Origin of the sequence: Bradyrhizobium sp. (assembly GCF_035273305.1) — a bacterium.
Taxonomy (GTDB): Bacteria; Pseudomonadota; Alphaproteobacteria; order Rhizobiales; family Xanthobacteraceae; genus Bradyrhizobium.
The window spans coordinates 1-9,554 of sequence record NZ_DATEPI010000079.1 but is presented as its reverse complement, the minus strand read 5'-3'; the positions used below and the strand labels follow the sequence as shown (position 1 = coordinate 9,554).

The 9,554-nt window shown below is 61.9% G+C and carries 8 protein-coding genes and 1 pseudogene; 5 read left to right on the top strand and 4 right to left on the bottom strand.

Annotation, left to right across the window (positions count from 1 at the left end; all coding sequences use genetic code 11):
• The 4 genes and pseudogenes from VJV58_RS05095 to VJV58_RS05080 form a co-directional block, all read right to left on the bottom strand.
• Positions 1–138: pseudogene (locus VJV58_RS05095) on the bottom strand (CCA tRNA nucleotidyltransferase); the annotation flags it as partial.
• Positions 135–398, bottom strand: coding sequence for a DUF6111 family protein (locus VJV58_RS05090; RefSeq protein ID WP_324136252.1), 264 nt, complete (start codon positions 396–398; stop codon positions 135–137). The pseudogene VJV58_RS05095 and the gene VJV58_RS05090, both read right to left, overlap by 4 nt.
• Positions 395–1,066 (bottom strand): CoA pyrophosphatase, encoded by a 672-nt coding sequence (locus tag VJV58_RS05085; RefSeq protein ID WP_324136251.1) that lies wholly within the window; start codon positions 1,064–1,066, stop codon positions 395–397. The genes VJV58_RS05090 and VJV58_RS05085 overlap by 4 nt, the downstream gene beginning before the upstream one ends.
• The gene (locus VJV58_RS05080) at positions 1,063–1,674 is read right to left on the bottom strand and encodes a DUF1285 domain-containing protein (RefSeq protein ID WP_324136250.1); all 612 of its coding nucleotides are present in this window, start codon (positions 1,672–1,674) and stop codon (positions 1,063–1,065) included. Before VJV58_RS05080 ends, VJV58_RS05085 begins: the two co-directional genes overlap by 4 nt.
• 324 nt (positions 1,675–1,998) lie before the next feature.
• Between VJV58_RS05080 and VJV58_RS05075 the strand changes: the two genes are divergently transcribed.
• From VJV58_RS05075 to VJV58_RS05055, 5 genes are all read left to right on the top strand, one after another.
• Positions 1,999–3,003, top strand: coding sequence for a MoxR family ATPase (locus VJV58_RS05075; RefSeq protein WP_324136249.1), 1,005 nt, complete (start codon positions 1,999–2,001; stop codon positions 3,001–3,003).
• Entirely contained in the window at positions 3,003–3,947 is a 945-nt protein-coding gene (locus VJV58_RS05070; protein WP_324136248.1) for a DUF58 domain-containing protein, read from the top strand. The genes VJV58_RS05075 and VJV58_RS05070 overlap by 1 nt, the downstream gene beginning before the upstream one ends.
• On the top strand, positions 3,947–6,757 hold the full coding sequence (locus VJV58_RS05065; protein ID WP_324136253.1) for a DUF4159 domain-containing protein: 2,811 nt from the start codon (positions 3,947–3,949) through the stop codon (positions 6,755–6,757). Before VJV58_RS05070 ends, VJV58_RS05065 begins: the two co-directional genes overlap by 1 nt.
• Before the next feature lie 9 nt (positions 6,758–6,766).
• Positions 6,767–8,830: a hypothetical protein gene (locus VJV58_RS05060; RefSeq protein ID WP_324136247.1), complete on the top strand. Its 2,064-nt coding sequence runs from the start codon at positions 6,767–6,769 to the stop codon at positions 8,828–8,830.
• A 124-nt stretch (positions 8,831–8,954) separates the two neighbouring features.
• Positions 8,955–9,377 (top strand): DUF2946 family protein, encoded by a 423-nt coding sequence (locus tag VJV58_RS05055; RefSeq protein ID WP_324136246.1) that lies wholly within the window; start codon positions 8,955–8,957, stop codon positions 9,375–9,377.
• The last annotated feature ends 177 nt before the right edge of the window (positions 9,378–9,554 follow it).

The following is a 9,554-nucleotide window of genomic DNA, read 5'->3' as shown; positions in this document are numbered from 1 at the left end:
AATCTTTAATAGCGCATTGCGCACCGCGCCACCGACCACGCGCGCTTCCTCGCCGTTGCCATTCAAAATCCCAAGCACACGGGCGGTGGCACCGGATCTGAGCCAGGGCGCGTCTTCGAGCACGCGCGCAGTGCTCATTTTTCTACTCCGGGAACGAATTTGCCGTTCTCGATATGCGCGGGAATGTAGGTCGAATTCGGCGAGGCGCCAGAAAAATGCGCAAGCAGCACAAAACTAATGATCACCAGCAACAGTGAGCCCACCACCAGTTTGGCGATAATGTGTACCGGCCAGGACGCTGGTAGCGTTACTCCTGAGCGCGTCGTCAGCAAGAACAGCGCGTAAACCGCAAACGGAATCAGAAAGATCAGCAGTTCGGTAAAGGCCGGACGGATCATTTCTGGCAGATCCGCTCGTATAACAGACGCAGAATTCCCGCCGTCGCGCCCCAGATATAACGCTCCGCGAATGGCATCGCGTAGTACGAGCGCTCCATGCCGCGAAATTCCCTGCTGTGCAGTTGATGGTTCGCCGGGTCCATGAGGAAGGTCAACGGCACCTCGAACGCATCGTCCACTTCCGATTTATTGATGCTCAGCCCAAATCCAGGCCGTACCCGCGCCACCGTCGGCAGGATGCGGAAGCCGAAACTCGTGCCGTACAGATCGAGGTAGCCGATTGGATCCACGAATTCACGGTGAAGGCCGATTTCCTCCTCGGCCTCGCGCAACGCGGTCTCAAGCGGCGAAGCATCCGTCGCATCGATCTTTCCGCCGGGAAACGCAATCTGCCCGGCGTGATCATTCAGATGAGCGGCCCGCTGCGTCAGCAGCACGGTCGGCTGCGGATGATCAACCACGGGGATCAATACGGCCGCAGGCCGGACCGGCTGTTCGCGGGCGACGATTTCGAGCATGCGATCGTTACCGCGATCACCGCTGCGTGGAATGATGTCGGGGTCGACCAGGCCGGGCGGCACCGTAAAGCTTAGGCGCGCGCGGCTCCGATCGAAAAACTCCGCTGAGCTGATCGCAGCGGGATCGCTCTTCAACACCGGCTCGTTCAAGGCGCGCCCCTCACCTGCTCCGCATCCCCCATCACAAAGAATTCACCACCGGATGCGACGCCGAACATAGGGCGACCATCGACCACTCGCTCCTCCCCCATGTCAACCAGATCGTAGTACAGCGTTCTCGTGACCTTGGCCCAGAGATCGGCGCGAACGTGAAGATATGGCTTCAAACCGCCATCGGCCGCGGCCTCGAATCGCAGGCGGTGGGCGGCATCGCAAGCTACCCAATCGTCGACATTGGTGCGGAAGCGCAGCAGCTGGCCTTGACCCTGGCCTTCAAGGACCATTTCCACCGCAAGAAATGGCGCATCATCGACGCGTATGCCGACCTTCTCAACCGGTGTCACAAGAAAGTGCTTGCCGTTCTCGCGTTTGAGAATCGTCGAAAACAAACGCACGAGCGCTGGACGGCCGATTGGCGTGCCCATGTAAAACCAAGTACCATCACCGGCGATTCGCATATCGAGATCGCCGCAGAATGGCGGATTCCAGAGGTGAACCGGCGGCAGTCCTTTCGCGGCTCTGCCGTCCTTGGAGGCATCTCGCGCGGCAACCGTCAGTCCGTCGAGACCTTGATTGGTGATCTGCCCTTGCTTCGCCATTGTTTGACCTGAGTCTGACCGCCTCAACTTGGCACGATTGCTGCAAATCTCGCGAACGGCGCGTTGAAGCGGGTCCGCCTGTAGAATACGGGATCGACTCGCCACATCGTGATGCCGTACATAACCTGAATCCCGGATAATGTGGGGGATAGTTTTACTCAACAAATACATGGCCTTCGCATAAGTTTAGCATGCGATCGATGAGACCACGATGCAATCGGCATTTGGCAACGAGGCTGGTACTCAAGGGTTGGTAGAAGAGTTGGTACTCGAGCCTTAGCCCGCAAGGCTTCACGGTCAACGCTTGGGGCAAAGGAGAAGCAAATGGCTGGCGTAGATAGCGTTGAAAAATTCGAAGATGTGATCGTTCGTTCGGCCGAACAGGTGGCCGGGCAAATCCGCGCGGCCAAAGAGGCGATCTCCACCGTCATTTTCGGTCAGGACAGGGTGATCGAAAATACGCTCGTAACAATCCTGTCCGGCGGTCACGCGCTTCTGATCGGCGTGCCCGGCCTTGCCAAGACCAAGCTGGTTGAAACGCTCGGCATTACGCTTGGTTTGGACGCCAAGCGCATCCAGTTTACGCCCGACCTGATGCCTTCGGATATTTTGGGGGCTGAGGTGCTGGATGAGAGTAGTTCAGGCAAGCGATCGTTCCGCTTCATTTCTGGTCCGGTGTTTGCTCAGCTATTGATGGCCGATGAAATCAATCGAGCCAGCCCCCGCACACAATCCGCGCTGCTGCAGGCGATGCAGGAACAGCACATAACGGTTGCGGGCGCGCGCCACGATCTGCCGAAGCCGTTTCACGTGCTGGCGACGCAAAATCCACTCGAGCAGGAAGGCACCTATCCGTTGCCGGAGGCGCAACTCGATCGCTTTCTGATGGAGATCGACGTCGACTATCCGGATCGCGATGCCGAACGGCGCATCCTGTTTGAAACCACCGGTGCGGAAGCGACACTCGCCAAGGCGGCGATGGACGCCGAGACCCTGCTCGGCGCGCAACGTCTGGTACGGCGGCTGCCGGTCGGAGATTCTGTCGTGGAGGCGATCCTGTCGTTGGTGCGCTCTGCGCGGCCCGGTCCTGAAGGCGGCGAAGCCGGCAAGCTGATCGCATGGGGGCCGGGTCCCCGCGCGAGCCAGTCCTTGATGCTCGCGGTTCGCGCCCGCGCCCTGCTCGACGGCCGCTTGGCTCCCTCCATCGATGACGTGCTCGATCTGGCCGAGCCGATTCTCAAGCACCGCATGGCGCTGACGTTTTCCGCGCGCGCCGAAGGGCGCACCATTTCGGACATTATCCGGCAATTGAAGACACGGATCGCTTAATGGCGGCAGAGACCGGGCACAAAGGTGGGGAGATTGCAGCGATCCGACGTGCCGATGGCGAAAGCCGAACGCTCGCCGCGTCGCTGCCGCGCCTTGTGCTCGAGGCTCGTCGCATCGCCGCGAACGTAATTCACGGCCTACACGGTCGACGCCGCGCCGGCGCCGGTGAAAGTTTTTGGCAGTATCGCCGTTTCGTTTCCGGTGAACCGTCGCAGAGCGTCGATTGGCGGCGATCGGCTCGCGACGATCATCTGTATGTCCGCGAGCAGGAATGGGAGGCCGCCCATACGGTCTGGCTTTGGCCGGATCGCTCGCCCTCAATGGCGTTTGCGTCCCGCCAGGTGCGTGACAGCAAGCTCGAACGCGCGCTGATCGTGACGTTCGCGCTCGCCGAACTGCTTGTCGACGGTGGCGAACGCGTCGGTATCCCCGGCCTGATGAATCCGACCGCGAGCCGCACGGTCATCGACAAGATGGCACAGGCCATGCTGCATGATGATGCCGCGCGTCTCAGCCTGCCGCCGTCCTTTGTGCCGTCGGCTCTGGCGGAAATCGTGGTGTTGTCGGACTTCTGGTCGCCGATCGCCGAAATTCGACGCATGCTGGTAGGGTTATCCGCATCAGGGGCGCATGGCACGCTGGTGCAGATCGTCGATCCGGCCGAAGAAACCTTTCCTTATTCCGGCCGTATCGAATTCGTCGAACCGGAAGGTGCCGGCGCAATCACGGCAGGCCGCGCCGAAAGCTGGGCGGCCGATTACGTGACACGCGTCGCGCTGCATCGCGATCAGATCCGCAGTGAGACCGACAAGCTCGACTGGTTGTTCTCAATCCATACGACAAGCCGATCGGCCGCCGAGTTGTTGCTGTTCCTGCACAGCGGCATGATGGTGAGCAAGGGGACCGCCCGCACCGCAACTGTCAAGGCAGGACGAAGCGGATGATCGCAGGGCTACCCCTCTCGTTCGCGGAACCGTTTCTGCTGCTCGGCCTGTTGGGCTTGCCCGCGTTGTGGTGGCTGCTTCGGGTGATGCCGCCGCGACCGCGCCGGCTTGAGTTTCCGCCAACCCGACTGCTGTTCGATATTGCGCCGAGAGAAGAGACGCCATCGCGCACTCCGTGGTGGTTGACGGCCTTGCGCCTGCTGGCGGCTGCCCTTGTGATCTTCGCTGCCGCTGGACCAGTCTGGAATCCGCAAACAGGGCTTGCGGCCGGCAGCCGCATTCCGCTCGTGATCCTGCTCGATGACGGCTGGAGTGCGGCCAGCACCTGGGACACCCGGATCAAGGCCGCCGACGAACTGATTGCGAATGCGGATAATGACCGTCGCGGCATAGCGCTGATACCGTTATCCGAGCCCGCCCGCGACACTACCATCATGGCGGGCGGCACCGCGCGCGTTGCGTTGCGCCAGCTTGCGCCAAAGCCTTATGCGATTGAACGAATCGAAACTCTGCCGGCGGTAGATCGTTTCCTGAAGACCGCAGGCGACTGCGAGTTCGCCTGGTTGTCGGATGGCGTGGATACCGGACGCGGGCCGGAATTCCTGGAAGCGTTGAGTAAAACCATCGGAGATCGCAAGCTGACGATCTTCGAAGGCGGCGCACCTGCGCCGTTGGCGTTGGCCGCGGCCGAAAATGCCGCGGCGAAGATGACGGTAAAGGTGCTGCGGCCCGATGGCGCCGGCGCAGCGGGCGTGGTGCGTGCGCTCGATCAAAAGGGTTCGCCGATCGGCGAAGCCCATTACACTTTCGCGCCACGGGCACGGGAAACCGAAGCCGCGTTCGATCTGCCGGTTGAATTGCGCAATGACATTGCCCGGCTTGAAATCGCGGGTGAACGGTCGGCGGGCGCGGTGCAATTATTGGACAAGCGGTGGCGACGGCGCGCGATCGGCATTGTCAGCGGAGCAAGCAGCGACACCGCGCAGCCGCTGCTGGCTTCGACATTCTATCTAACCCGTGCTCTGGCTCCTTTCGCTGACGTGCGCCTGGGTGACAAGGGTGCGCCCCAACAGGTGATCACGCAGTTTCTCGATCAGAAACTGCCAATGATGGTGCTTGCCGACGTCGGGACCCTGTCGCCGGAAATTCGCGAACGCATCGCCGCGTGGATCGCGCAAGGCGGGGTACTGGTCCGTTTTGCCGGACCGCACCTGGCGCAAGCCGATGACGATTTAGTGCCGGTCAAGCTGCGCCAGGGCGGCAGGAGCCTCGGCGGCAGTCTCACCTGGGAAAAGCCGCAACACCTTGCGGCGTTCACGGCCGATGCTCCCTTCGCGGGCCTTGCCGTGCCAAAAGATGTCACCGTAACGCGGCAAGTGCTGGCCGAGCCGGACGCTGCATTGGCGACCAAAAGTTGGGCATCGCTGGAGGATGGAACGCCTCTGGTGACTGGAGAACATCGCGGCAAGGGTATCGTCAGTCTGTTTCATGTCAGCGCCGACATGCGCTGGTCCGATCTGCCGATGTCAGGCACCTTCGTCGAGATGCTCCGGCGCCTTGTCGACATGTCGGGCTACACCTCCAATCCGGGCGCCGGGGTTGCCGCAACAGCAACCGCGGAAATGGTAGCACCGCTGCATACGCTTGATGGTTTTGGCGCTTTTGGGCCACCGCCCTCGACTGCAAAGCCGCTGCCGGCCGACTTTCGCGATCGGGCAACGCCCGAACATCCGCCCGGATTCTACGGTCCCGCCGATGGTCCGCTCGCCGTCAACACGCTAGCAGCCGCCGATCGCGTCGCGCCGCTGGATACTTCGGCGCTCCGGGCACAGCGCGCCAGCTACAGCAATGCCGAACCGCGGGACCTGCGTGGCATCCTGCTATCGACCGCGCTGGCGATCTTCCTCGTTGATGCAATCATCGTCGCCTTTCTCGCCGGCGGGCTCGCGGCGCTGCTGCGGCGACGCCCTGCCCCGGCCGCGTTGGCATTCGCGTTGTTCACTGTGGCGGTGTCGGCGGCGCCTTGGCCGAGCCATGCCCAGAGCAACGATGATTTCGCCATCAAGGCCACGTCGCAGACCCGGCTTGCCTATGTCGTCACCGGAAACGCCGACGTCGACTCGATTGTGAAGGCGGGAATGGCGGGATTGACACTGTTTCTTGCGCAGCGAACGGCGCTGGAAGCCGGCGATCCCGTGGGCGTCGATCCCGCGCGCGACGAGCTGGCGTTCTTCCCGCTGATATACTGGCCGATCGTGCCCGGCGCGGCAAAGCCCCCGCAAGACGCGATCAACCGGATCGATGCCTACATGAAGCAGGGCGGCACGGTGCTGTTCGACACCCGGGATGCCATCGAGGCGCCGCCGGGGGACACCAATGGGTCGCAAACGCCGGGAATGCTGGCGCTGCGCAATATTTTGTCAGCGCTGGACGTTCCCGAACTTGAGCCCGTCCCGCGCGAACATGTTTTGACCAAAACGTTCTACCTGCTGCGCGACTTTCCCGGTCGTTTCAACACCGGCCAGACCTGGGTCGAGGCGCTGCCGCGCGGGGAGGACGAGGAGGATGCCTCACGCCCAGCGCGCGGGGGCGACGGCGTATCGCCCATCATCATCACATCGAATGACCTTGCCGGCGCCTGGGCGATCCGCGCGGACGGACAACCAATGCTGCCATTGGCGGCCGGCGAACCCCGCCAGCGTGAATTCGCTTTCCGTGCAGGGGTTAACATCGTGATGTACACCCTGACTGGGAACTACAAGGCAGACCAAGTGCATGCGCCCGCGCTCATCGAGCGGCTGGGACAATAGGATCGCCACGTGCAGTACGGGATCGCATTTACACCGCTTGTTCCCCCGCTTGTGCTTTGGTTCGGGCTCGCCGCGATTGCGGTAATCGCGGCAATGCTGCTGGTCGCGCGCACGCGCGGTACTGCGACACGTGTGGCGGCGCTGGTATTGATCCTGCTGGCGCTCGCCAACCCGTCCTTCACCCGCGAGGATCGCGAGCCGTTGTCGTCAGTGGCAGTCGTGGTGGTCGACAAAAGTCCTAGCCAGAGTTTCGGCGATCGCACCCGCGAAACCGAAAGTGCCAAGGAGGCGTTGGTCGATAGCCTGAAGAAGATCAAGGGCCTCGAGGTTCGGGTGGTCGAGGCCGGCCAGGCGGATGGCGAAACCGATGGCACCAAATTGTTCGGCGCGTTGTCCTCGGCACTATCTGATGTTCCCGTCGATCGCGTCGGCGGTGCCTTTCTGATCACCGACGGGCGGGTGCACGACATCCCGGCGAATGCGGCGGCATTGGGCTTTCAGGCGCCTGTGCACGCGCTGATCACCGGCCGCAAGGACGAGCGCGATCGGCGCATTGCTATTTCCGCCGCTCCGCGTTTCGGCATCGTCGGACAACCCCAAACCATCACCTACAGGCTGGATGACCAGGGCGTCAGCGGCGACCGCGCCAAAGTCGTGGTCCGTCACGATGGTGAGGTGATCAACGAGCGCACCGTGCTGAGCGGCCAGACCGTGAACGTAGAGGTCAATATCAAGCATGCCGGCCCGAACATCGTCGAGATCGAAGCTTCTCCGCTCAATAACGAGCTGACGCAGGTTAATAACCGCGCAGTGGTCGCGATTGACGGCGTACGGGACAAATTGCGGGTCCTGCTGGTCTCGGGCGAGCCGCATTCGGGAGAGCGCACCTGGCGCAATCTATTGAAATCCGACGCGAGCGTCGATCTCGTCCATTTCACGATATTGCGGCCGCCGGAAAAGCAGGATGGCACCCCGATCAATGAACTGTCGTTGATAGCGTTTCCAACCCGTGAGCTGTTTCAGCAAAAGATCAATGAATTCCAGTTGATCATCTTTGATCGCTATGCCCGCCAGGGCGTGCTGCCGATCCCGTATTTCGACAACATGGCTCGTTACGTTCGCTCCGGCGGCGCGGTACTGGTCTCGGCAGGGCCGGATTACGCCTCGAGCACGAGCATATGGCGCACGCCGCTGGATTCGGTGCTGCCAGCCGAGCCGGTGGGCGTTATCGAAAAACCCTATTACGCCCACCTGAGCGACGCCGGCAAACGGCATCCGGTTACACGCGGACTCGAGGGCTCAGGATCCGAGCCGCCACACTGGAGTCGGTTTTTTCGCACGGTCGATACGCGCAATACGAGCAGCCCTCCTCTGATGACGGGCGCTGACGGAAAGCCGCTATTGCTGCTGTCGCGGTTTGGCGAGGGCCGCGTGGCGTTGCTGCTGACAGATCATATCTGGCTATGGGCGCGCGGCTATGAAGGCGGCGGCCCGCACCTCGACCTGTTGCGGCGGACCTCGCACTGGCTGATGAAACAACCCGACCTCGATGAAGAAGCTCTGCGTCTGCAGGTCCAAGGCCATGATCTGGTGGTACTCCGCCAGACCATGGGCGACAGCGTGGCGCCGGTGACGGTGACGTCTCCAACCGGAGCAAAACGCCAGGTGACCCTGAGCGAAAGCGAACCGGGAACGTGGCGTTCAACAGTCCCGGCCAATGAACTCGGCCTCTGGCAGGCAACCGATGGCACACTCAAGGCCCTGATCAATGTCGGCCCGACCAACCCAAAGGAATTTTCAGAGGTCACTTCCACCACGGATATGCTCAAACCGTTGAGTCAGGCCAGCGGTGGTGATGCACGGCGGGTGGTAGATGGCTCCAGTGTCGAGCTTCCTCGGATTGTGCCGGTGCGTAGCTCCGGCGTTTTCCGCGGCGACGGCTGGATGGGAGTAAGAATGCGCGATGCCAGCGTGGTGAAGGGCGTCGGTGTGTTACCCGTGTTTGCCGGCCTGATCGGGTTGCTGCTGCTGCTCGGCGGGTTCGCTGCCACTTGGCTGCGCGAGGGGCGCTGACCGAAAAGTCGCACTCGGTTTTGCCAGTCTGGGCTTACGATTGACACCCGCCTCTGGTCCCTGCCATGTTGTGACCCTTGGGGTAGCCGAAACATCTCGGCTTGGGCGAACGGCGCATACTGGCATGAAGTGGTTCCGATCGAACCTCAGAATTGGATCACGCCTCGCGCTTCTGTCGCTGCTAATCCAATTTGCGCTTTCCTTCGGCCATTTCCACGGTGTTTCGGCGCAGGCAGCGCTCATCGGCCAATCAGTACTGGCACGATCGGATACAGCCAAATTCGATGCTGGCGACGTAACTGGCCCCGCCGCTGATCACTGGGTTCGACAGCAGCAGCCGTCATCCGATCACGATGGCCAGTCGCCGGGCGATCCCTGCGCGATCTGCGCCATCATGGCGCTGGCAAACACCGTGCTGTTTGCAACGCCTCCTGCACTGCCGCTCCCGAGCGCTGATGCCGAATTCACCTATCAGCCCACCGAGACCGAGTTCGTCCGCTTGAACACGGTCGCGGCCTTCCAGGCTCGCGGTCCTCCTGTTTCCTGATGCCGTTCGAATGAGCGCCTGACGATTGTCCACGGCTTCGTGGCGCGATCGACGGGCTCCTTGGAATCGACTCGCCCGTGGCGAGCAGGCAGCTTCCCGAATTCGCTGGCGACAGCGAACCAGGTTGCGCCGATCAGGACCCACAAAAATGATACTCGTTGCAAGAAGCACAGTCAT